The following is a 22,680-nucleotide window of genomic DNA, read 5'->3' on the forward strand; positions in this document are numbered from 1 at the left end:
GCCACTCATTTCGTTAATGTATTTACAACTTCATCAACGATCACTTTAGAGGAGATTGGACCGCCGAACACCCAGGTCGCGCTATCTAATCCGAAGAAACGTTTTTCCTTAACGAAGGTAAGACCGTTCCAAACAGAGTTATCCTTTAGTTCTTTCGAAAAAATATCATCATCCTTTTGGACGATGTAGATTAGATTGGTGTCTTGAACCGCAGGCAGCGCTTCAACCGTCGAAGTGCTAAATCCATAAACCTCAAAATTTTCCGATTTCCAATCGTTTTTCAGGCCAATCCGATTCAACGTTTGTACGGCAAGAGAGTTATCAGTAAAAAGACGCAACGTTGCTGCATTTTGGTAGCTGTACGCTTGTGTCAGTACATAGTTGAAGCCGCCCTTGCCTGCCGCCTCCAGCTTCGCCTTTGCATCCGCATAATGCGCATCCAGGTCAGCTAGAACCTTCGTGCCTTCCTCTGTTTTGCCAACAGCAGCTGCAATCGTTTTGAACACTTCTTCCATCTGATCATATTGATTGGTTTCCCCTTCAAGCGGGTACAGACTAAAAATCAACGTTGGCGCAATGCCTTTCAATTGATCATAGATCGCTTCGTGGCTATCCGTATTCGCAATAATCAAATCCGGCTTCAAAGCCGCAATCGTCTCCAGATTCGGCTCTTCACGCAAACCAACATCCGTCACGTTTGCATCCAGTGGCGCCTCTGATGTCACATACTGCTTATATTGTGCGTTATCGGTATTCCCCACTGGCTGCATGCCAAGCGCAATCACGTCTTCCGTAAACGTCCACTCTAGTACGACAACCTTTTGCGCGGGCTTATCCAGCTTAACCTCGCCTTTAGCATCCTTAAGTACAATAGGACCAGCCGCAGCGGACTCCCCATTTGTATTTGCAGCAGCTGAATTGTCAGTTGCCGTTCCTTCTGCTGCTGAATTATTCGTTGTGTTAGATCCACAGCCTGCCGCGACCAGCATAACCATGATGACCATAATTAAACCCATTAGCCTTTTGTTCATTTTATATATCCCCCTATTTTTTCAAAAATCAAAGCTGTTCCAATGTGATAATATTTATCATTATATTGATAATGATTATCATAATTAGACACAATAGCTATATTAGCTACCATTTTACCGAAAGTCAATGTTTAAATTTTCAAATTCCACTTTATCCGACCCGAATACAAAAAAAGAACAGGATACGTTCTCCTGTCCTTCGCTACCTTGTATTTCTGCCGCAAGCTGTATCTATGCCATCCGTTGCATCAATCCCGCAGTCTTAGACACTCACATCTTTCAGCTCCGCAGCCAGACGCTCATTTCGCCAGGCTGGCGATTGCCCCATAAATAATAAGGGATGGACTTGAAGCGCACAGCTGTCTTCTGCTTCGTAAAAGGACGGTAGGGCTTGCCATCTGACCACGAAGCAGAGTCTGTCACTACTCCGTCTCCTTCTACAATAACGCAGCCGCCAAGAAGATTTGGAGCGGTATACTCCGTCAAATTTGGCTCCTCCGCCAATGAGAGCGAGGCAATCGGAGCTCCATTGTCCGCTTCCTCCAAGCAATAAACGAGCGGCCCGCGCTGAATAGCCACTTTGCCAGCATCAGCCCGAATAGACGGGTGGGCTGCAATGAACTTCGCCTCCATCGGAAGCAGCCACTCCAATGTATCGCCATCTGACCAATTTCGCGCTACTTTCGCATAGCCATTTTCAACACGATAAAGCTGCGTTTCGCCATTCACCTTCAACGCTGGCTGCTCGTGCTGGAACCAATCAGGTATGCGTAAGGCCATTTCAAAAGCAGCACTTGCAGTGCCCTCCGGAAGGGAAACCGACCATTCAACATGTCCGCTCCAAGGAAGCTCAGAGCGTTGATGCAGCGTTACGTTGACGCCGCCAAGCTCAAAGGAAGCTTTGCTTCCAATAAACAAATGAGTGTACACCGTTCTGCCATCCTCAGACACGTCGTAAATATAATCGTTTAGTGAAGATAGCAGCCGTGCGACGTTAGGCGGACAGCAGGAGCAGCCGAACCATTTTTGCCGAACTGGCTTTACGTGCTGCCGGTCTGGACTTTTGCAGCTTGCTTCTGGCCATACCTCTAGCGGGTTGACATAGAAAAAATGCTTGCCGTCGTTGGACATGCTGCCCAGCACATTGTTGTACAGCGCTCTCTCCATCACATCCGCATATTCGCTCCTTGCTTCAAGCTGCAGCATGCGCCGTGCCCAGAAAATCAAACCGATAGAGGCACAGGTTTCTGCATAAACCGTATCGTTAGGAAGATCGTAGTCAAACGTGAAGGCTTCTCCGTGATGCGTTGAACCAATGCCTCCAGTAATGTACATTTGCTTGCCTGTCGTATTGGACCAAAGGCGCTCGCAAGCTTCGCGCAGCCCCGCGTCTTCCGTCAAACGGGCGAGGTCAGCCATCGCCGTGTACATGTAGACGGCTCGAACGGAGTGGCCGACAGCGACCGTTTGCTCACGTACAGGAAGATGGGATTGGTATACTTCCAAATTAGGCATGCCTTGTGACCAAATGTTCGTCCTGCCGCCGCGTTTCCATTCCTCTACAAAATAGTTTGGCTCGTTTCCACGCTCATCAATGAAGTAGCGGCTAAGGTTCAAATAACGCTCCTCCCCCGTAACTCCGTACAGCTTGACCAAGGCCAATTCAATTTCCTGATGCCCGCAGTAAGCCCGGATCTGGCCCGGTTCAGTTCCAAACAAGCTTGCAATCAGGTCAGCGAAACGGCAAGAGAGGTCGAGCAATTTACGCTTTCCTGTCGCTTCGTAATAAGCAACTGCTGCTTCAATCAAATGGCCTGCACAATAAAGCTCATGGGCCTCGTAAAGATTCGTCCACTGTTTTCCAGGCTCTTTAATCGTAAAATAGGTATTCAAATAGCCGTTGGTTTGCTGGGCTTGGCCGATCAGATCAATGGCTTCATCAGCCGTTTGCTCCAGCTCAGGATCGGGGTGGCGATGCAGCGAGTAGGCAACAGCCTCCAGCCATTTGTACAGATCGCTATCTTGAAAAACCCAGCCGCCAAATTCCCCTTTCGCAAGTCCTGCAGCTATTTTGAAATTTCGAATGGCGTAGCTCGGCTCAGCACCTTCTATCCTATCGTTCAGTGCTTCCCACTGATAAGGGATGACGGTTTGGCGAACAAGCTCGGAATATTGGTTCCAAAAATCGTCTTGGATAAAAATCTGATTTTTTCGCATAAATATCCACCTCGAAGCTATAAAATTTGACTCTCTATAGCATCGAGTATATGCTTTTTATAGCTGTCATAATAGAAACGGATTGACCTTTTTTCTATAAAATATAACACAGAAAAATGAGGGTAATCACTTGAAGGACGAGTTAATGGTTTCGCTGCAGACCCCGCCCCTTCCTTATTATTGGGAAGCTGGCCGCGCGGACTTTCGCGCAGGAGATCGCCACCCGAATCGAAAACATTTCGGTCTGTTCGACCTGCTGCTTGTAGTTAATGGAGCACTGCACATTGGTGAAGACGGGAAAGAATGGTCGCTTGGCGCAGGGGATACGTTATTGCTGCTGCCGGAAGGGGAGCATTATTCGGTCAAGCCATGCGAACAGGAAACGATTTTTTATTGGGTTCATTTCGAGCATAAGGTTTGGCGTCAAACTCCTGCGATTGCTAAAGCAGAAGCAACGGCCCCATCATCTCCCTTCGATAATCCAAAATTAATCCATATCCCTAAGCATGCCTCGCTGCCTAACCCCCAGATCGCGTTTGATCTGATGAGGCAGCTTCTGGAGCTGCCGATCGGCGAAGCCTTCTGGGAGAAGCAGCACTTGCTGTTCCAGCTGCTCGCTTTGCTGGAAAATGGAAGATCGGGGATGACTAGCACGCCAGCAACGCGTCTGGCTGAGAAAGCTGCTGCTTACCTGCAGCGCAACTACCAAGAGGAAATTACCAATGAAACGCTGGCATTAGCGCTGCACTTCCACCCTAACTACATTGTGCGTTGTATGAAAATGAAGTACGGGGTCACGCCCATTCATTATTTGCTGCAATTCCGGATGGAGCGGGCCAAGCAGCTTCTCGTCTCAACGGAATGGTCCATCGATCGCATAGCTGAGGAGGTCGGCTTCCGATATTCCCCTTACTTCTCGACCTGTTTCAAGCGCAGCGTTGGAATGACTCCACTCCACTTTCGCAAGAAATATTTGAATTGAAGAAATACGATTACTATTTATCCGAGGTTTGAAAATTAGAATAGACACCGTATATTTATAGCTAACAAAAAAACAACGACCGATCATCATCGATGACCTGTCGTTATTTTTTAAGTTAGAGCATTTGCTGCTTGCTCCATTATTTTTTTCAGCTTATACCCAAATAAGCACTTAAACAACTTGTGATACGCTCATGTTCATCAACGTCCGAGGTGCCCGTAACTGCTATGGCCCCAATAAAGCCAACTCCCCTTACTACGATTGGGAATCCGCCTCCTGCTGCTACATAGTCAACAGGGCTTAAATGGAGAGCCTCCTCCAGTGTCACACCTTGCTCCTTCAGCTTCAATTGAATGCCTAATGTGCTTTGATTGAGCCTATAAACCGTATTTTTCTTCTTCCGAAGCCATTCATCGTTGTCTACGGTCGTCCCTTCCAATGCAGCATGGAAGATTTGTTGTCCGCATTTAGAAATATCCACTGCAATAGACTTTCCTTCACTTCTGGCTTTGTTTAGCAGCAATAAACCAATTTCTATTCCCATGTCATGACTAAATGTATCAAATTGCAATAACCTTTCTTGTTTGGCAATCCTCTCAATATTCATCGTCAATTCCTCCATCCTGTTGCGTTATATTAGCCTCTTCCCTTAATCTTCAAAAGGATATTTAAGCCCCCATTGACGCCGCAATTCATCGCACTGCTTCATAATGGACAGGCTTTGTTCCCATGTCATAATGGGCGACTGCTTCAGATTTCCCCTTATGCATGCATTCACATGCGCAATCTCATATTGAAAGCCATCATCTTGAATGCCTTCGACACTTTGAGGCGCTTTTTCTTCATAGGTTGTAATATTGCCATCCTTCATCACATGGATTAAAGTAGGCTTCCAAAAGGACGGCACTTCAATATAGCCCCCAGTACCATAGATCATGGCAGTATCGACCATATTCGTTCTCACGCCACTGCTCATGACGACAAGCTCGCCTTTATCATACTTGGCAATATAGCTTGCTTGCTCGTCAACCTGTATATGGTATTCATCAGAATCAATAGTAGCGAATCCTGTAAGGGCAACGGGATTTTTCCCTAATACGGCTTCGGCAAAATGAAGATTATAAATACCTGTATCCAGCAAGCCGCCGCCAGCAAGCTCCGGATTCATCCATCGTTGATCACGGAATTCGCCAGGCATTCTAAAAGAAAAAGCAATATTCATCGCTCTAACTTCACCGATGCCCTCATCATTTAATAATGAGCTTATCTTGTTCATCATCGGAAAAAATCTTGTCCACATGCCCTCCATGAAAAATACATTATTTTTCTTGGCACATTCTAATACTTCAGTTAATTCACCTGCATTGACACATGCCGGCTTTTCTACCAATACTGATTTTCCGTGCTCCATCGCCATGATCGCCATTTTTTTATGTGCGGGATGTGGGACGGGAATATAGACAACATCAATATCCGGTCTTTCTAGCAAAGCATCATACTCTAGCGCTAAGGGAATATCGTGCTTTCGAGCCATCTTCTGCGCACTTTCTATTGTTCGCGACGATACAGCCACAATTTCCACATCATTCAGCTGTTTGGCACCACAAATCCATCTGTCAACAATACTTCCTGACCCTAATAAACCCCATCTTATTTTTCTATCCATGGTTATACTCCTCCTTATGGCTTCGCCCGACCTGATCGCTCAATCCTTGTATTCGCTTTCATTCTATCTTTTAGTTTACATGGTGGAACGACGAATTCCGATTGTCCAAACCAAGGCGTTTTTACCCAAAATCGGGCTACACCCCCGTTCGATCGCGATATTCCTGGGGAGTCATGTTCGAAAACGTCCTGAACAGCTTAATAAAATGCGGCACGGCTTGATACCCAATGATTCGGGCGATTTCATAAATTTTCTTGTCGCTGCTGCGCAGCAAATACGCGGCCAATTCCATCCGGTATCGCAAAATATATTCGCTCAAATTGTTTCCTGTTTCTGCCCGGTACGCTCTCGACAAATAGGCGGGATGAAGACCGATTTGCGCCGCAAGCGTCTGCAGCGATAAATTGTCGTTCATGTTTTGCTCGATGAATTTATGGACTTTGTCCACTAATCCGGTCTGCTTGACGCATGAATCTTCCAATTGTTCTTTAAGGCAGCGGAATATGAAAAATGCCCACTTCTCCAACTGCTTAAGAGAAGGAGCAGTTGGCATGAGACCGAAGGAGGATGCCCCGAACTCGCTTAGCAGCTTTCCTTTCTTGTGCGCCATATACTGGTAGGCGTTAGCAATGGCGAAATACGCTTCATTGGCATACTCGGGGGGATAATCTACGCTTTTCAGTTCCTTGAATATTTCGATTAGCTTTTCCTCCGCATGCAGCCAGTTCCCCGTATCGAGCAAATGAATGAGGAGAGGAGGGCGATATAGCGATGTCAGCGTTCCAATTCGAACCTGATCGAGTAGGCCCGTGATCCGCAAAAATAGGCTTTGCCGCCCTTCTTCTATCCGCCTCATGCCATCAATTACGGAGCGGTACAGGCCGGGAAGGCCTTCGGGAAAAGATACCCCGTTCACGGCTAGCGCGATGGACACATGGCCATTCAAGAGGGACTCCGCCTTTTTCTTCAGCGCAGCCACCCGGACGTCCATCGTAATCCGATCGATTGTCATAGCTTGTTGAGCCTGCCCGTTCGCACTGGCTTCCCCTTTGGCCGAAACGACAAAGACGAGATATTCATTATGATCACGGCAGAACCACAAGTGAAAGACGTCCCTAAACAATTCTTCCGCCATATTCGTGACCGCATATTCAATAAGCCCTCTATCCATGCTTTCATATTCTTGCAGCCTGCCCTCCAGCCTTACGATGAACAAGCCTACTTCCTGACCCAAGGTGAAAGGCAAGTCCAATAGGAAAAGCTTTCGTTCCAGCTCCGCGAACGGGATGCCGTTATCGTGCAGCAAACGATTCAACAGCTCGTTGCGCAACGTAGGCAAATTTTCTCTGAAGGCGTATACGTCGCGCTGCTGCTGTTGTTGCTGCCTCATCTCGCAGGTAATTTCTTCGGATAATTTGCCCAGCATCTCCCGAAGCTGTTCGGGATTTACCGGCTTCATTAAGTAGCCAGACGTATTATACGGTACAACACCTTGCGCATATTCGAAATCGGCATACCCCGAAATAACGATAATTTTGACTTTGCGTCCCATTTCACGTATTTCTCGAATGAATTCAATTCCGTTCATCTCCGGCATCCGTATATCCGTAATGATGATATGTATGTTTTGTTCCCGATAAAGCTTTAAAGCCTCCTCACCCGTATGGGCTTTATGAATATGCCTGATTCTAAGTTCATCCTTTGGAATGGTAGCGGCTATGCTGTCAACCTGGGAGGGAATATCGTCTACGATCAGCACTTCAAATATCGGAATCGCCTCCGTTCTTAATCATCAATCCCACGCGAAGCCCACCTAAAGAGGAATGGTCGATCAAAAGCCCCGAGGATTGTCCGAAGTAATGCCTTAGACGTTGATGAACGTTCCTTAGCCCAAGGCTGTGATCCGCGCTTGATTTCAACTGCAAGGAATGCCTTAAAGCATTTAATTCAGCTTGCTGCATTCCGACGCCGTTGTCTTCTACGATGAGTTCCCAGCCTTCCTCGGTCTGTTTGCCGGTTATGACGATTTCAAATTTCCCCTTCTTGCCTTCCATTCCATGCACGATCGCATTTTCGACAAGCGGCTGAAACAGCAAGCGGGGCATAAGCAAAGAAAACATGCCTAATTCGATCTGTTCATGAAATTCCAGGCGCTCGGACTGCATCCGGTGGATTTCCAAGTAATTGCGAATCAATTCCATCTCTTCGGCCAAAGAAGTCAATTGCTGCTCCGTCCTGGTCGTATAACGGTAATACTGGCTCAAGTGCTGGGTGAAGGCGACAATCGCTTTCGTCCGTTCAAGCTGAGCCATGCTTTGGATATATGCGAAGTTGTTATACAAAAAATGCGGATTGATTTGCGCCTGTAAATGCTTAAGGGACGACTCTTTGGCCTGAAGCTGTTCCGTGTACACTTTATCGATTAGCGTCTGAATATCGTGGGACATCAGGTTAAACTGCTCGATCAAATAATAAAACTCATTGTTCGATATATGCTTGACCCGATGACCGTATTCGCCCCGCCGGAGCGACTTCACTGCCCGAATTAAATCATAGATCGGCTTCTGCACGTTGCGATACAAAAGCGCTGCGGCGGCAACACCAAGAACCAGCAAAAGCAAGCCTGCGGCATAAAACATTTTCTTGCTATGATCAATGGGCTCCAGCACTTTTTGCATCGGTTGGAAATCGATTAAATACCATCCCAACGAGGCGGATGCCACATAATTGACAAGATACGGTTCATTGCGAAAAGTCAATTTGACCGACCCTTCGGTCGGGTTCTGTGCTTTGATTTTATCAAATTGCTTGGCCATGGCATTGATCAGATCGGGCTCCGACTCCCGCGGCATAATCGGCTCGAAGCCCGGACAATAGAGAAACGGCTCTCCGACGCTGCCTTGCTTAAAACGATCCAGCATTTTGACTAGATTTTCCGACGAGAACGAGACTTCGACATACAAATTCGGATTTTCTGGCTTGGCGTTCGATTCGAAAGGAGTTATTAAATCCCGCACAAATGCGTTTTCCGGTCCACGCTCCGTAACAATCATGCGATAATCCCAGCGCTGCTGGCTCGAATTTCTGAAGTAATCCGCATCGTGCTGCTGCAAATAATTCGTAGAAACCATTACGTCCGAAACCGGGGAATATACGGTGAAATCATTTACCCATTGGAAAGTGGTAGACTGCATATCCAGCTTCTGCAGCAGAAGCGTCTTCGATGCCAGCATGGAATAGGAGGGTTCGGAAGAAGAACGCAGCTGCAACTGCAGCGCATCCGGGTCGGATGCAACGACGAAGGCCGCTCTCCATAAACGGTCTGCTTCAACGTCCATCTGCTCCACAAAAAAACGAATCCGATTCATGTTGACTTGAAGCAGCTCCTGCTCAACAACGCCGGTACTAATCTTATTCGACGAATTATACATCATAACGACAGGGATGAGCATGAGAACGATCACGATCATGACTTTCGTGAATATATTCATTCTGCCTCCCATAACGCTTCTGCTGTATAACATAGGTCTCCTCCAATTCAGTTGCATCTTCTCGGCCTGCTAGAATTACCCTAGGATTTCACCGAGCCAAGCACAATTCCTTTAACAAAATACTTTTGCAAAAATGGATACACGAGTAAAATCGGCAACGCGCCGATAAAAATTTGTGCTGTTTTAACCGTACGGTTGGAGAAATTGGCTATACTTTCCGATGTTACACCAATCCGTGACATATTGTCACTAACAATCATGGAATGCAAATAAGTGGCGAGCGGATACCCATCCGGATTGGTCATATAGATTACGCCGTCAAACCATGAATTCCAATGAGATACCATTGAAAATAAAGATAATGTCGCAATGGACGGCATCGATACGGGCAAATAAACGCTCCAAAGCACTCTCAAATGACCAGCTCCATCGATATGGGCAGCCTCTTCCAGCTCCTGAGGAATCGTCCGGAAGAAATTGAGCATCAAAATCATATTCCACACGCTGACAGCCGAAGGCAAGATCAACGCCCAAATGGTATCGATCAGATGCAGCTTGCTGACCAATATATACGAGGGAATCAGACCACCCGAGAACAGCATCGTGAACACGAAAATCCAGATGTAAATTTGACGCCCCGGGAATTTGTAGCTGGACTTCGATAAGCTGTAGGAAGCCATCGTGACCACAACCATTGAAAGGATCGTGCCTAACACGGTCCGCTCTACGCCAATCCACATGGCTTTAAGAAATTTCCCGTTGGCTAGCGTTTTGACATAGGCGTCAGTCGTAAAGCCGACCGGCCAAAAATTGACGATATTCGCTGTTGCCGCAGCCCGTGAGCTGAAGGATACCGCAAGCACATGGACAAGAGGAAGAATGCAAATGAGCGCCAGCAGGCAAAGAAAGACGGTGTTCAGTATCGTAAATACGGTGTAGCCTCTAGAGCGGTAGTGCATGGTCGACCTCCTCAAGCGTAAACGGCTGAAGCCGTCCTTTGGCGGCAAAGCAACCGTTTCGCGATGAAATATAAGTCTATTTATAAGTGTGAAGCTTATAAATTCTTATATTTTAAAAAATCCGGTAGTTAGCTAGTTTATATGCCAATCTGTAGCTGATGACGATTAAAATGAAGCCGATTAAAGACTTGAATAGTCCAACCGCCGTTCCGAAGCTGAATTGTCCGTTGTTCAGTCCTTCTCGGTAAACGAATGTATCAATGATATCTCCGTGCGAATACACGAGCGGATTGTACAAGTTCAAAATTTGATCGAAGCCGGCATCCAAAATCCGGCCGAGCGATAGCGTCGCTACCACGATTACGATTGGCAAAATGAGCGGAATGGATATGGATTTGACTTGCTGCCAACGGGTAGCCCCGTCGATTTCGGCCGCTTCGTATAAAGCCGGATTGATGCCTATTAGGGTAGCTAAGAAAATAATGGCAGAGAAACCAAATTCCTTCCACACGTCGCTAAGGATGACCGTAAACCGGAACCATGGGCCGTTGCCTAAGAAAAAGATGCTGTCTATGCCGAACGAATTAAGGATGCGATTGACGATTCCGCCCTCCGTCGATAAAATATCGAGCATAATGCCACCCAAGATGACCCATGACAAAAAGTGCGGCAAATACACAAGCGTCTGCACGACTCTCTTAAAAAAAATCTTCCTGACTTCATTGAGCAGCAGAGCGAATACAATGGGAATGAATAAATTCATAATTACCTTAAATGCGGCGATAATTAACGTATTCCATATGACCTGCTTGCCGTCCGGATACGTGAACAGATACCGGAAATGATCCAAGCCCACCCAAGTCGACCCCTTGATGCCAAGCCAAGGTTGATAATCTTGGAAGGCAATGACAACTCCAAACAACGGGATATATTGAAACACGATGCATAATATTAAGGCCGGCAACAATAGCATGTGGAACGGCCATGTTTTTCTCCAGTACATTGCCACTTCGTACCCATCCTTTCATCGGAAAAACGGAAAGGAGACCGGCAGCAAATGCTGCCCTCTCCTCCGTCCTCCATTCCTGTTGTCAGCGCGCGTTACTGGTTTTCCGCATACCACGCGTTAACTTCATCCGTAATTTTCTGGCCGCCATTATCCAGCCATTCTTTGACGAATTCATCGAAATATTCGATCGGTTGATCGCCATAAATAATTTTGAGGTAGCTTTCAGTAGCAAGCTTCTTCAGCAATTCGCCTTTGGATTTCATCGTTGGCGTCATAGGGCCGGTAAAATAGTTTTTCCCCTCCGTGATGCCTTGGTTAATACGGACGCCCTGACCATCGATTTGTTTCTTCTTCATTTGTTTAACGTCAAATTCTTTGGAGCTTACGGGCTCAGCGTTAGGGTCGGCCAAAAACTTCTTGACTGGAGCCTCGTTGGAGTAAGGAATCGTCACGCTTGAGCCGAGAATATTCGTCATCATGAATCTCATATCCATACTTCTTCCGTCTTTAAGCGGCCATTGGTCTGCCGGAACGCCCGCTGCTTCGTAATCGCCCTTGATGAGCTTACCGTTGTATTTCACATAATCGTATCCTTCATAGTAACCGTCTTTCCAACGTGGATCGAAGAACGGATCGCCTTCTTGCTCCAATTGCTTCGCGAACATTTTGTTGAAATAAGCGAACCATACTTCGATATCCTTGAAGTCTTTATTAAATACGGTGAAGCCCGAAACCAACATTTTCTCCGCACGACCTACCAAGCCATCCGGACCAGCTGGAAGCGGATATGGCTCAAAGTCGGCTTTTGGATCGTTCTTGGTCGCGTCGCTCAGCGGCCAGTCACCCATCCAGGCCGGACCGAACATAATGCCGGCTTTGCCGCTGGCAACCAATTCGGAGGATTTTGACGGATCCTTGATTCCAGCTTCTTTGTCCATATAACCTTTGCTCATCCAATCTTTCATCGTCTGCAAATACAATTTGGCGTCTGGATTAATCGCGCCATAGGTCAGCTTGCCATCTTCCCCCTTGTTCCAGAAACTGCGGATGTCAGAGGTATTGATCATTTGGGTGGTAAGGGCTGCAACAATGGCGTCCGTCTGCCCCATCCAAGTCCACGGTCCTTCTTTAAGCGGAACGGCCAGACCGATCGTATCGTTCTTTCCGTTTTTATCGGGGTCATTTTCCGTAAATTGCTTGAGCACGTTTTCGAACTCGGCCAGCGTCTTAGGCGGCTGAAGACCTAGATTATCAAGCCAGTCTTTGCGAATCCACATAACGGTGCCTTCATCACCCATGAAGAAGGATGGCAAACCATAAATTTTGCCGTCTTTTTTGACTTCACCTAGTGTGTATCCATAATTTTTCAATAATTCCTTATAGCCTGGATGCGCATATTTCTCTATAGCTTCGTCCAGAGACATTAGTTTATTAGCTGCAAGCAAGCTTTGAAGCGGCTCCCCCTGGGCTCTGAAAGCATCAGGAAGCTTGGCGCCACTGGAAAGCAGGAGGCGAAGCTTCGTATCGTAATCTTCCGGTTTCGTTACAATAAAATCGAATTTCACGTTGATGCCCATATTTTCTTTCATCCAGCGAAGATTCATGTTGTCTTCCATCGACTCGCCAGGCTTGAACGCATTGCCCCTCGAAGCGCCATCATCGACAATGGCAGTCGTAATCGTAACCGGTGGGTCAAACTTCTGTTCCCACGTACCCGCCCCAGCCGAAGCGCTTTCAGCTGTGCTTGCCGGGCTGCCAGACGGCTCTTGATTATTATTGCTCGAACATGCGGCTAAAGTCGGCAATACTCCGATCGCAATAGAAAGCGCTAACAACTTTGCAAACTTAACATAATGACCCATGTTTTACCCCATTTCTATATATTGATGGTACATAGGAGCTGCGAGGAGTTTAGCTGTCCTTTATTTCGTCGCAGTCTCATAGCTAATTATAGGGTCATAGTGCAGCTGTTTATATATTCCGTTTTTAACATCATATCAAAAATCGTACATTCGGCTTTCCGCTTAGACTTTCTTTGATGGAATCTAAACAGGCAACTACTATAGTTCAAACAAAAGCTCAACCTATTCTATATATAACTAATAGGTTGAGCCTTTTGATTGATTAGATTCTTTATACTTAAGCATGCATGGCTGGATGAAATCCCATTCTGTACTGTTTTATGGTCCATGATGATCGCCTGGAAGATGAGGCGTTTCGGATTATATTTGTCCCGCCAATGGGAATCCGGCTATTCATCTGCCCATATTAAGATTATTAGATAAAAATAGCATATGTACAAAAAACTAGACATATTGTAAAAATTTACTTATATTGTGATAGGGGGTATTCCAGGCTTCTGTTAGATGCATCTGTCGATTTAATCTATCTATGAATCTGGTGCGGTTATCAACAGAATACTCCTCACACCATTGAAGAGGGGGCGATCTTCATGAATCTATAATGGAAACAATTCTATCATTTCCAAAAAAATATGAAGGAGGAATATTTATGAAAAATAATCTCAAATTCCTGTTCACATCCGTTTTTTCTTTGATTTGTGTTTTGTGCATTCATACGAGCGTTTTCGCCGCACCAGCATACAATGGGGTTGTCGAAATGGAGCAACCGTCAGGCGAGTCGTTTCAAGCTACGATGCATGGAGATGAATGGTTCCATTGGGCAAGTACAAACGATGGCGACGTACTTATACAAGATCAGCAGGGGTATTGGAATTACGCTGAACTTACATCAAACGACCTGAAATCGACGGGAGAAAAATATAAAATTGACAAGAAGCCTGCAAAAGCGGTAGATGAGAACCATTTAACCACATGGGTAAACAAATACAATCCTCAAGCTCAGAAAAAACAGGAGCTGATAAATGAGCTGCAAAAGGAATCCTCATCTTCTCTTGAACGTTCAGAATCGAAAGAGTTTACGGGATCACTACAAAATATTGATGGAACTGTCACTTCAGTTTCAGGAACCAAAAAATTACTAGTTTTGTTAATTGAGTTTACAAATATTGATATCGCATATAGCGACAACGATTGGAGCAACAAATTCTTTTCAGCAAATCAAAAGTCAATTAAAGATTACTATAATGAAGTGAGTAATGGAAAAGTGCAGCTCACTCCAGCGTCCGAATTATATGGCACGCAAAATGATGGGGTAGTAAAGGTAAAACTAGACTACGATCATCCGGATACATCGGGAAAAAGCATGGGAACAGTTATAACAGATGCAATGACTAAAGCTGATCTTGCGGTGAATTATGCTAGTTTCGATACCAATAATGATCAGGTCATCGATTCTAAAGATGGTTTCTACATTGTAACTATTCTTGCTGGTAATGAAGAGGCTAGTGGTGGTCCAGCACCAAATGTTTGGGCACATCAGTCGTTTGCTCCCGACACCAATCACGATGGTGTTACAGTATCAGGTATGTATACGGCACAGGGCGAAAAACAATATGGTCATATGGCAACGATTGGTCTCCTTGCTCATGAATTAGGCCATTCCTTTGGTCTTCCAGATCTCTATGGTTCTAATAATCATGTGGGTGAGCTAAGTATAATGGCTAATGGATCCTGGAATAGTCTTCAAGGAGAAGATTATGGAGCTACACCCACTCATATGGATGCCTGGTCAAAAGTAAAATTAGGATTTGTAACACCTGTTGTAGTAAATACAACAAACAATGTTACTCTGCATAGCATCCTTAATAACTATAATGTTATAAAGATTCCTTTAGCGGATAATTCTTATTTTTTAGTTGAGAATCGCCAAAAAGTTGGATATGATGCAAGCTTGCCAACCGTTTCTGGCGGCATCGCGATTTGGCATATTGATGAATCCATGAATAATATCCAAAATGATCCTCACCCTTTCATCGATATTGAGCAATCCGTCAGCGAATACCAGGACTCGTTCTATTATACGAATAATAATCATGCTGCTTCCTTCGGTCCAGGCACCAATCCAAACAGTAATACCTACACTGGAAATAATTCAGGAGTTACAATTACGACGACAAGTACAAGTAATTCCGCTATGAATACGACAGTAACAGTAGGAGGAGCCAATCTGATTCCGCAAACGAATTGGACGCTAAAATATGTAGACAGCGATGAATTGTACAATGAAGCCCTGAAAGCCTTTGATGGAAGCAACAGCACGTTATGGCACACGAAATGGTCCCCAGTAGCTCCAATGCCGCACGAGATTCAAATTGATCTGGGTGCATCCTATACTCTCTCCAAATTCAGCTATCTGCCAAGACAAGATGGCCAAGTGAACGGAACGATCAAGGACTATGAGTTCTACGTCAGCAGTGATGGAGTAAACTGGGGAACATATGTAGCCTCAGGTGCCTTTACAAATGATACCACTTTGAAAGAAGTCAGCTTTGCAGCCAAGACGGGTCGATATATTAGACTGCGTGCCTTAAGCGAGGTAAACAATAACCCATGGACAAGTGCGGCTGAACTTAATGTATTTGGAGTGACGCAATAATGTATCAGCACTCAAAATTCGAAGTACCGGGCATCTTAATACGATTTTTGAATTTCTTCCGCCACCTTATGGCACACTAGAGACTTTCTCTCTTTAGCCAGTTGAGCTACCAAGCGCACAAGAGGCCAACCTATTATACAAAACTAATAGGTTGGCCTCTTTGATTTAATAGATTTTTCAGGCTCTCGTTTACCAACCGAACCGCTTCCATTTTTGGCTCCAGAGACTGCCGGAAGTTCCGCCCTTATCGGCAAAAAAATACCATGTGGCGGCCTTTATGTGATTTCTCCAGAACCTTCCCCCCTTATAGAAATTGTTCGGGCTGCACGCATTAAAATGGTTTAATCATTTGTTGGGCGTTGCTGAATCAAAGTGTGAAGTTCTTTTTGAAATTCGTCTGCCAGACAGGCCGTTTGAATGATTTCATTAAAAGTCAGCAAAGCTCTTTGGAGTTTAGACTCGCCAAGCTCTGTTAAACAAGTATAAACGCCTCTTCGATCATCTTCACAAACATGACGTTGTAAAGCGCCGCAATTTTTGGCTTCCATTCTAACTACCAATCTGGATATGGCACTTTGACTCAAACCGACCATGTCTTGCAATTGCTGCAATCTCAGCTGTTTATCGCTTGTTTGAGACAGAAAATACAGGACATAAAATTCCTTTAAGGACAAGCTGTATTTCTCCTCTAAAGCACTCTCCAGCTTATTATTAATCTTTGCCTGAATGTCACTAAAACTCAGCCAATTATCTAAAAGTTTGTTATCGGTGTTGGTATTCATCAAGTTTTCACCTGTTCTATTTCATAGTATTTAGTCCATAGGCCGATCAACTTGAACATTTGTTCAGCGGCATATCGTTATTATAACCTTAACCTTGTATCCGTACCAGAGCCTTCATTTTATAGCTTTATATGCTGGGGATATAAGTTGTCACTATGCATTTTACTATTTATAGAGGGTGGGAAATGACAAACCGATAACGCACATTGTACGTTCAAGCTAGAGCTGTCGTCATTTTTCTTCTATTCGTTCAGCTCTTAGAATCCAGAAGAATACTGTTTAGGGATATCGGTTTCTTTGCCCAGCTTTGATGCGGCTTCCAATGCCCAATAAGGGTTTCTCAGCATTCCTCTGCCAACGGCAACTAAATCAGCATCTTCATTGCCAATGACGGCGTTAGCCAACGTTGGATCATCGAGTCTTCCTACAGCGATCACTGGAATATCAAGAGCTTGTTTAATATCTCTAGCCAATGGCACTTGATAAGCAGCATGAGTTCCCGGTCTGCCCCATGCAGCAATTGGCCCCTCACCACCGGATGAAATATCAAACATGTCCACCCCTGCTTTTTGATATTCCTTGGCAAACGCAATGCTTTCCTGAATACCGTATCCGCCCTCCACGTATTCCTTGGCAGAAATACGCATTATGAGCGGCATATCTTCTGGCATCTCGGCCTTCGCCGCCTGAATAATTTCCCGACCAAAGCGGTTAAGGTCTTTTCCATATTCATCATCCCGTTTGTTCGTAAGTGGCGAGTGGAACTGATGAATCAAATAGCCATGTGCCCCATGAAGCTCAATCGTATCGAAACCCGCCTTCACCGCGCGAGCAACAGCAGCCCGGAATTTCTGTACCAATCCTTTAACCTCTTCGGTTGCAAGCGCGCGCGGCTGTTTTGAATTTTCATCAAACGCAATCGCAGATGGCGCCACAGGAACTTCGGCATCTTCTGCCTTGCGTCCAGCGTGGGCAATCTGAATCCCGACTTTGGCACCGTAACTATGGCATGCATCTACGATTCGTTTCAGCGCCGGAATCTGCTCGTCAGACCATAACCCTAGATCAAAATCGGAAATACGCCCATCCGGCTCTACATCCGTCATTTCAAGCATAATAAAACCAGCTCCGCCTACTGCACGGCTAACATAGTGCATGTAATGCCAATCTGTAGCGATACCATCTTTTTTACCAACCGAGTACTGACACATTGGCGGCATTACGATGCGATTTTTCAATTCCAAACCTTTAAATGTATACGGACTAAATAAATCTTTCATGAGAAAGACTCCTCTCTTTATTTAACTACATAGAGAAATTCAAATCCGCGCTTTCGCAAAATTCGCGCAGCTTTTTTTGATTTAAATGCCCTAGTAGACAATATGATGACATTATCCTCACGGATAAGATGCTTTTTCCATACGTAAGGAAGGCGGCCTAGCGAGATATTGATCGTCCCAGCTGTAGGATCAGCCAAATACTCGAGAGAATCTCGGATATCAATTACTTTATATTCACGAAATTCATCCCGCCGTTTCATAAAATCTTGATAATCGATATGTTTAAGGTTTGGCAAGGGCCATAACTGACGTATAACAACGAACATTGCGATTATAACGGCTAAAAAAATCAACCAGAACATTCCTAAGCCCTCTCTCATTTCATTCGGATTTATACTGCAGCTGCTTTTTAGACTTTTTTCAATGCATCGGCAATTAAATCGTCACCAGCAATTAAGTCAAACCCACGCTTGTAGGTATGCTTCTCATCCAATGCGGCCAAAATAGCATGAGCTACATCTTCACGAGGAATACTGCCAGAAGTGATATTCTCAGCAGCAAATACTTTTCCTGTACCCGGTTCATTCAAAAGAATGCCTGGCCGTATAATCGTGTATGTCAACTTGCTGCTTTCCAGCAGTCTGTCTGCATAATGCTTTGCTGCGTAATACGGAACAATCTCAGTGTGCCAGTTCTCACGGTTATTCGCCTGAATGGCACTGATCATAATAAATCTGCCAATGCCTGCTTTTTCAGCCGCTTCAATCGTTTTCACAGCACCATCTAAGTCAATCAACAGTGTTTTATCATGACCTGTTTTGCCTCCTGAGCCCGCGGTAAACACAATGGCGTCACAGCCCTCAGCGGCTGCGGCAATGGAATCGACCGTTCCTTCCAAATCTGCAAGCACCGTTTCGACGCCCTGCTTCTCATAGGCATCGGCTTGTTCTTTTTTTCGCACCATCGCCCGGACGGTGTGCTCTTGGCTTGCTCTCAACAGTTGAATAAGGCGCTGTCCAATTTGTCCATTCGATCCGACTACTAACACCTTCATATTCAAACCCTCCTCGTTATGAAATATTGCCAGTCTATTGCGATAGCCCTACGGATACCAGCAATGCTTGAGTATTGTGGGTAAAGAACGCTTTTGTGCGCAAACGATCTATGATCAGATAACAACATGATCCGTACGCCAAACCGAATAAAAGCATGCGCATGCATTTAATTTAGCGTAAAAAACAAATGATGTCAAGTCGTGTATACCATCAATATAATCAGTCATTAATTGAAAATAAGCTTCATCATTTCCTCTTTATTTCCTCGTTCCTTTGATATTTGCTTGGCCTTGGACTTTTTACCTCTCGGTTTTATTTGTCTTGTATCCAGTCTCACGAATTTCTAAATTCACACTAAGATCTCGTAGCGCCTGCTAACTAAAAATAACCAAATTTTAATCCTTTTCAGGTACATAAAAAAACAAGACGCTAAACAATCGCGTCTTGTTTTTTTATCTTAGAAGTCATTTAAAGCTACTAGCTTCACTAAATGATAAGTTGATTGCTTTATTAATTGGCGAGAGACTGCTCTCCGCCATCCGAGCTCCGGGTATAACGGTGATCCGTGGACGCCTCCTGAATGTGTCCGAACGCCCAATGACTTGCCGGAACATCCTTCCAGGCGGCTTTCTCGCCCGTGAGTGGACCGCGCTCCAGCACGCGGTTCAGAATGACGACCGCTTCTGCGCGCGTCAGCGAGTCGTTCGGTCGGAACAGACCGTTGCCAGAGCCGGACATGATGCCAGCTGCGCTTACTCGTCCGATCGCTTCAGCCGCCCAGTGGCTGTCAATATCCTTGAACGATGCTTTAGCATCGCCCGCTGCCATTCCGTTTTTCAGCAAGCGATCGACAATCACTGCCATTTCCGCACGGGTAATCAACTTGTCCGGCATGAAGCGACCGTCGGAGCCCTGCATATAGCCCTGCGCCGTCGCTTGCGCAATCGCTTGCTTCGCCCAAACGGCGGACGGCAGATCGGAGTAAGCAGCATCCGCTGCTCCTGCAGTAGTACCCGGCATCGCTCTGGATAGCAGCGCCGCCATCTCCACACGCCGAACTGCTTGATTTGGACGGAATGTACCGTCGCTGTACCCTTGAATGTAAGCTGCATGAGACGCACTATCCACGTTCAACTTCACGATGGAAAAGGTGCTGAACTTCGTGATGGTAAATCGGATGCCCGGCTTGTCCGTTCCGTTGTAGCCGACCTGTTCACCCTTCACCCATTCCTTCGTACCGTCGCTATGCTCGATGAAAACGCCCAGCTTCTCCAGCTCCGCCTTTGGCAAATCCTCCCCTACCGGCAGCTCAAGGGTTACCTCGCGGCTGCTCATGTTCGTCTCAATCGTCATCGGCCGACCAATCAGCTGCAAGCCGTCCGCCGTCGCTAGTCGGAGAAGCGTTGGCTCCTCTTTGAGGCGCTCTTCCACCTTCTTGCGTTCGACAGCTGCCTTGATCGGTACGATATGGAAATACACTTCCTCCTGCAAGCCTTGCAAGGAGCGGCTCGGTATGAGGATACCGCCGTTGTTGGTCCAGATTTGCAAATCAACGCCTTGTGCGGCAAACTGCTTCGCAGCCTCTGCCGGCAGCTTAATAATAAAATCGGATACTTCGTCCTTCTTGTCAGGAATGACGATTCTGGCCGTAGACGAGCCGGCTTCCTTCAATTGCTTAAGCGCCTGCTCCGCCTGTGCCCACGTCAATGTCACTTCGTCTTTCTTGCTGCCATCTGCAAGGGTCGTTCTTGCAATAGTCGTGCTGGCAACTACACCGCCCTTGCCGCTGCCATCGCTGACTTCGACTTTAATTTGCTCCGTCGAAGTCGAAGCTCCGCCGCCACCTCCACTTACCGGTGCCGTCGGTATCGCAGCTTGTGATGCTGCGGACGGATCGGACATCCCCGCAGCATTCTGGGCGACAGCGTTGAAGGTATAGGACGTGCCGTTCGTCAGCCCGGAGATGACGACCGACAATTGCTCTCCGCCAACTGTGACAGAGATGTCGCCAGGATTAGACGTCACAATATAACGATCTACCGGAGCCTCGTTCACATTGGCTGGCGCGCCCAGGGTAACTTGTACTTGCCCATTGCCTGGCACAACCGACAGGATAGCTGGAGTCAGCGGCTTCGCCACCGGACGAACCGTGCCGATGAGCGGCGCCGAATCTCCAGCAACATTCACTGCGTAGATGCGAATCGTGTACGTCTTTCCATTAAACAAGCCATCGAAGCTCGCGCTGTACAAACCCTCGCCGCTTTCCGGCACTTCCTTCGCTGAAACGATGCCGTTATCTAGCAGCGCTTCGATGCGGTACTTCAAAATTGGCTCGCCGACCGCTCTGACCGGCTTCACAAAGGAGATGACCGCCGTCCCGCTGCCTGGCGTGGCGTTAAAATTCGTCGGTGCTCCAGGAACCGAAACAGGAGCGACTGCCTCCGAAGCCGGGCTCAGACCGGATGCGCCGGAAGGATTGACCGACTTAACCGCAAATACGTAGGATGTACCGTTAGCCAGTCCCTCTGCAGTATACGCATTGGTGCTAACCCCACTAGCGATCTCTACCCAATCGGTGACGTCGTGAGGCCCAGCTTCTCCCTCATAAAGGTATACTTTATACGTCTCCGCCATCGGCACGGCCGGCCAAGTCAGCCTGATCTTGCCATCACCCGGAGTCGCAGTGACCAATGCCGGAGCTGCGGGCGGAACGACGACGGAAACTTTGCCGTTTGAGACAGTCTTGTTCATCTCCACGGCATGCACGTCGGTAAACGTCAGCTCCCGCACGTCATTTGGCGTCTCGATAGTCAGCGCGTGATCGCCGATCGGCGCGTCATCTTCAACTGCGAACTTGATCGTGAAGAGGGTCTGAGCATCCTGAGAAGCCGGAATCGGGCTATCTCCGCCCGTCAGATCCAGCCAAGAAACAATCAACCAGCCGTCAGTATTGTTATAGTTCGACATGAAGCCTTGTTCCACGATCCCATCGTAGCTTATCGCGTCCGGATCGAACTTGATCCGTATGCCATAGGAGGCAACCTCCTTATCAAGCTTCGCCTTCACCGGCACGGAGACGATGCCGTCCTCCCCTGCCTTGATGGACGCCGAGCCGATTTCAATGGCCGCATTTCCTGATGGAGACACGGTCACCCTCCCGCTCACGAGATCGGCAGATACTGGATTGACGTCCTCGTAAAGCTGGCCCTGAACGACCGTAAGGGCGGAGTCGCCTGCCGGCACGCCTTCCTTGATCTTGAACCGCAGCGTGAACAGCTCGCTGGAGTCCTCTATAAAACCGGTAAGCGTCAACTTAAGCTTCAGACTTCCGGTTGTTGCTTTGTCTACAAGCAAAAGCGCGTTGGAATCGATTGCTTTGACCAGCCCGCTAATGGCTGCTTCCTCTCCTGCCACCGGCTCAAGCACGTTCGGATCGTAATTAATCGTAGTGTCCGACCGGTAGACATACAGATCGGAGCTATTCGAGTCGAAGAAAACCGGCACATCAATATAAGCACCCGGCGCTCCGGCCACCGTGCCGACACGCACGGATGGCGTGTTCGACGGGGCAGCAGACGCTTTCGGGAGTGCCGGCAGCAGCAGCGCCAACACCAGCAACAAAGCAAGGAAAGCGCTGAACCTGCCGCGCAATCCAGATCGGTTAGCATAAAAGTAGTTCAATATATTCAC

Annotated in this window: 16 protein-coding genes; 2 read left to right on the top strand and 14 right to left on the bottom strand. The window is 46.7% G+C overall.

Going from position 1 to position 22,680, the window contains the following annotated elements; genetic code table 11:
- Window positions 1-5: 5 nt before the first annotated feature.
- Window positions 6-1,031: an ABC transporter substrate-binding protein gene (locus AC6B99_RS04235; protein WP_056042847.1), complete on the bottom strand. Its 1,026-nt coding sequence runs from the start codon at window positions 1,029-1,031 to the stop codon at window positions 6-8.
- A gap of 279 nt (window positions 1,032-1,310) precedes the next feature.
- Complete coding sequence (locus AC6B99_RS04240; RefSeq protein WP_496662821.1) at window positions 1,311-3,248, bottom strand: glycoside hydrolase family 127 protein; 1,938 nt, start codon at window positions 3,246-3,248, stop codon at window positions 1,311-1,313.
- Between the two features lie 130 nt (window positions 3,249-3,378).
- Here AC6B99_RS04240 and AC6B99_RS04245 point away from each other — a divergent pair, with 130 nt between their 5' ends.
- Entirely contained in the window at window positions 3,379-4,230 is an 852-nt protein-coding gene (locus tag AC6B99_RS04245; protein WP_496662822.1) for a helix-turn-helix transcriptional regulator, read from the top strand.
- Between the two features lie 148 nt (window positions 4,231-4,378).
- Here the strand turns inward: AC6B99_RS04245 and AC6B99_RS04250 are convergent, their stop codons facing one another.
- The 7 genes from AC6B99_RS04250 to AC6B99_RS04280 form a co-directional block, all read right to left on the bottom strand.
- Window positions 4,379-4,837, bottom strand: coding sequence for a heme-degrading domain-containing protein (locus AC6B99_RS04250; protein WP_494859321.1), 459 nt, complete (start codon window positions 4,835-4,837; stop codon window positions 4,379-4,381).
- Between the two features lie 42 nt (window positions 4,838-4,879).
- Window positions 4,880-5,896 (bottom strand): Gfo/Idh/MocA family protein, encoded by a 1,017-nt coding sequence (locus AC6B99_RS04255; RefSeq protein ID WP_496662823.1) that lies wholly within the window; start codon window positions 5,894-5,896, stop codon window positions 4,880-4,882.
- 136 nt (window positions 5,897-6,032) lie between these two features.
- Window positions 6,033-7,655, bottom strand: a complete 1,623-nt coding sequence (locus tag AC6B99_RS04260; RefSeq protein ID WP_496662824.1) for a response regulator transcription factor — start codon at window positions 7,653-7,655, stop codon at window positions 6,033-6,035.
- A gap of 1 nt (window position 7,656) precedes the next feature.
- Complete coding sequence (locus AC6B99_RS04265; RefSeq protein WP_162241952.1) at window positions 7,657-9,387, bottom strand: sensor histidine kinase; 1,731 nt, start codon at window positions 9,385-9,387, stop codon at window positions 7,657-7,659.
- 80 nt (window positions 9,388-9,467) lie between these two features.
- Window positions 9,468-10,346 (bottom strand): carbohydrate ABC transporter permease, encoded by an 879-nt coding sequence (locus tag AC6B99_RS04270; RefSeq protein WP_056042861.1) that lies wholly within the window; start codon window positions 10,344-10,346, stop codon window positions 9,468-9,470.
- Window positions 10,347-10,458: 112 nt separating this feature from the next.
- Entirely contained in the window at window positions 10,459-11,349 is an 891-nt protein-coding gene (locus AC6B99_RS04275) for an ABC transporter permease (RefSeq protein ID WP_496662858.1), read from the bottom strand.
- Window positions 11,350-11,447: 98 nt separating this feature from the next.
- Window positions 11,448-13,217 (bottom strand): extracellular solute-binding protein, encoded by a 1,770-nt coding sequence (locus AC6B99_RS04280; protein WP_056042862.1) that lies wholly within the window; start codon window positions 13,215-13,217, stop codon window positions 11,448-11,450.
- Between the two features lie 649 nt (window positions 13,218-13,866).
- On the opposite strand from AC6B99_RS04280, the gene AC6B99_RS04285 reads away from it, so the two are divergent.
- A complete protein-coding gene (locus AC6B99_RS04285; protein WP_496662825.1) occupies window positions 13,867-15,873 on the top strand; it encodes a M6 family metalloprotease domain-containing protein in 2,007 nt (668 codons plus the stop codon).
- Between the two features lie 341 nt (window positions 15,874-16,214).
- On the opposite strand, the gene AC6B99_RS04290 is transcribed toward AC6B99_RS04285, so the two are convergent.
- The 5 genes from AC6B99_RS04290 to AC6B99_RS04310 all read right to left on the bottom strand — a co-directional run bounded on the left by AC6B99_RS04290 (window position 16,215) and on the right by AC6B99_RS04310 (window position 22,671).
- On the bottom strand, window positions 16,215-16,655 hold the full coding sequence (locus tag AC6B99_RS04290) for a MarR family winged helix-turn-helix transcriptional regulator (protein WP_056042866.1): 441 nt from the start codon (window positions 16,653-16,655) through the stop codon (window positions 16,215-16,217).
- 257 nt (window positions 16,656-16,912) lie between these two features.
- Entirely contained in the window at window positions 16,913-17,935 is a 1,023-nt protein-coding gene (locus tag AC6B99_RS04295) for an NADH:flavin oxidoreductase/NADH oxidase (protein ID WP_496662826.1), read from the bottom strand.
- A 17-nt stretch (window positions 17,936-17,952) separates the two neighbouring features.
- Window positions 17,953-18,297: a rhodanese-like domain-containing protein gene (locus AC6B99_RS04300; RefSeq protein WP_081419144.1), complete on the bottom strand. Its 345-nt coding sequence runs from the start codon at window positions 18,295-18,297 to the stop codon at window positions 17,953-17,955.
- A gap of 47 nt (window positions 18,298-18,344) precedes the next feature.
- On the bottom strand, window positions 18,345-18,989 hold the full coding sequence (locus AC6B99_RS04305) for an SDR family oxidoreductase (RefSeq protein ID WP_056042870.1): 645 nt from the start codon (window positions 18,987-18,989) through the stop codon (window positions 18,345-18,347).
- 511 nt (window positions 18,990-19,500) lie between these two features.
- The gene (locus tag AC6B99_RS04310) at window positions 19,501-22,671 is read right to left on the bottom strand and encodes an S-layer homology domain-containing protein (RefSeq protein ID WP_496662827.1); all 3,171 of its coding nucleotides are present in this window, start codon (window positions 22,669-22,671) and stop codon (window positions 19,501-19,503) included.
- Window positions 22,672-22,680: the final 9 nt, after the last annotated feature.

It is taken from the genome of Paenibacillus liaoningensis (assembly GCF_059609455.1).

Bases quoted from the DNA above. Each gene is read 5' to 3' on its own strand.
- AC6B99_RS04235 (WP_056042847.1), bottom strand. From the start codon at position 1,031: ATGAACAAAAGGCTAATGGGTTTAATTATGGTCATCATGGTTATGCTG.
- AC6B99_RS04240 (WP_496662821.1), bottom strand. From the start codon at position 3,248: ATGCGAAAAAATCAGATTTTTATCCAAGACGATTTTTGGAACCAATAT.
- AC6B99_RS04250 (WP_494859321.1), bottom strand. From the start codon at position 4,837: ATGAATATTGAGAGGATTGCCAAACAAGAAAGGTTATTGCAATTTGAT.
- AC6B99_RS04255 (WP_496662823.1), bottom strand. From the start codon at position 5,896: ATGGATAGAAAAATAAGATGGGGTTTATTAGGGTCAGGAAGTATTGTT.
- AC6B99_RS04265 (WP_162241952.1), bottom strand. From the start codon at position 9,387: ATGAATATATTCACGAAAGTCATGATCGTGATCGTTCTCATGCTCATC.
- AC6B99_RS04270 (WP_056042861.1), bottom strand. From the start codon at position 10,346: ATGCACTACCGCTCTAGAGGCTACACCGTATTTACGATACTGAACACC.
- AC6B99_RS04275 (WP_496662858.1), bottom strand. From the start codon at position 11,349: ATGTACTGGAGAAAAACATGGCCGTTCCACATGCTATTGTTGCCGGCC.
- AC6B99_RS04280 (WP_056042862.1), bottom strand. From the start codon at position 13,217: ATGGGTCATTATGTTAAGTTTGCAAAGTTGTTAGCGCTTTCTATTGCG.
- AC6B99_RS04285 (WP_496662825.1), top strand. From the start codon at position 13,867: ATGAAAAATAATCTCAAATTCCTGTTCACATCCGTTTTTTCTTTGATT.
- AC6B99_RS04290 (WP_056042866.1), bottom strand. From the start codon at position 16,655: ATGAATACCAACACCGATAACAAACTTTTAGATAATTGGCTGAGTTTT.
- AC6B99_RS04295 (WP_496662826.1), bottom strand. From the start codon at position 17,935: ATGAAAGATTTATTTAGTCCGTATACATTTAAAGGTTTGGAATTGAAA.
- AC6B99_RS04300 (WP_081419144.1), bottom strand. From the start codon at position 18,297: ATGTTCTGGTTGATTTTTTTAGCCGTTATAATCGCAATGTTCGTTGTT.
- AC6B99_RS04305 (WP_056042870.1), bottom strand. From the start codon at position 18,989: ATGAAGGTGTTAGTAGTCGGATCGAATGGACAAATTGGACAGCGCCTT.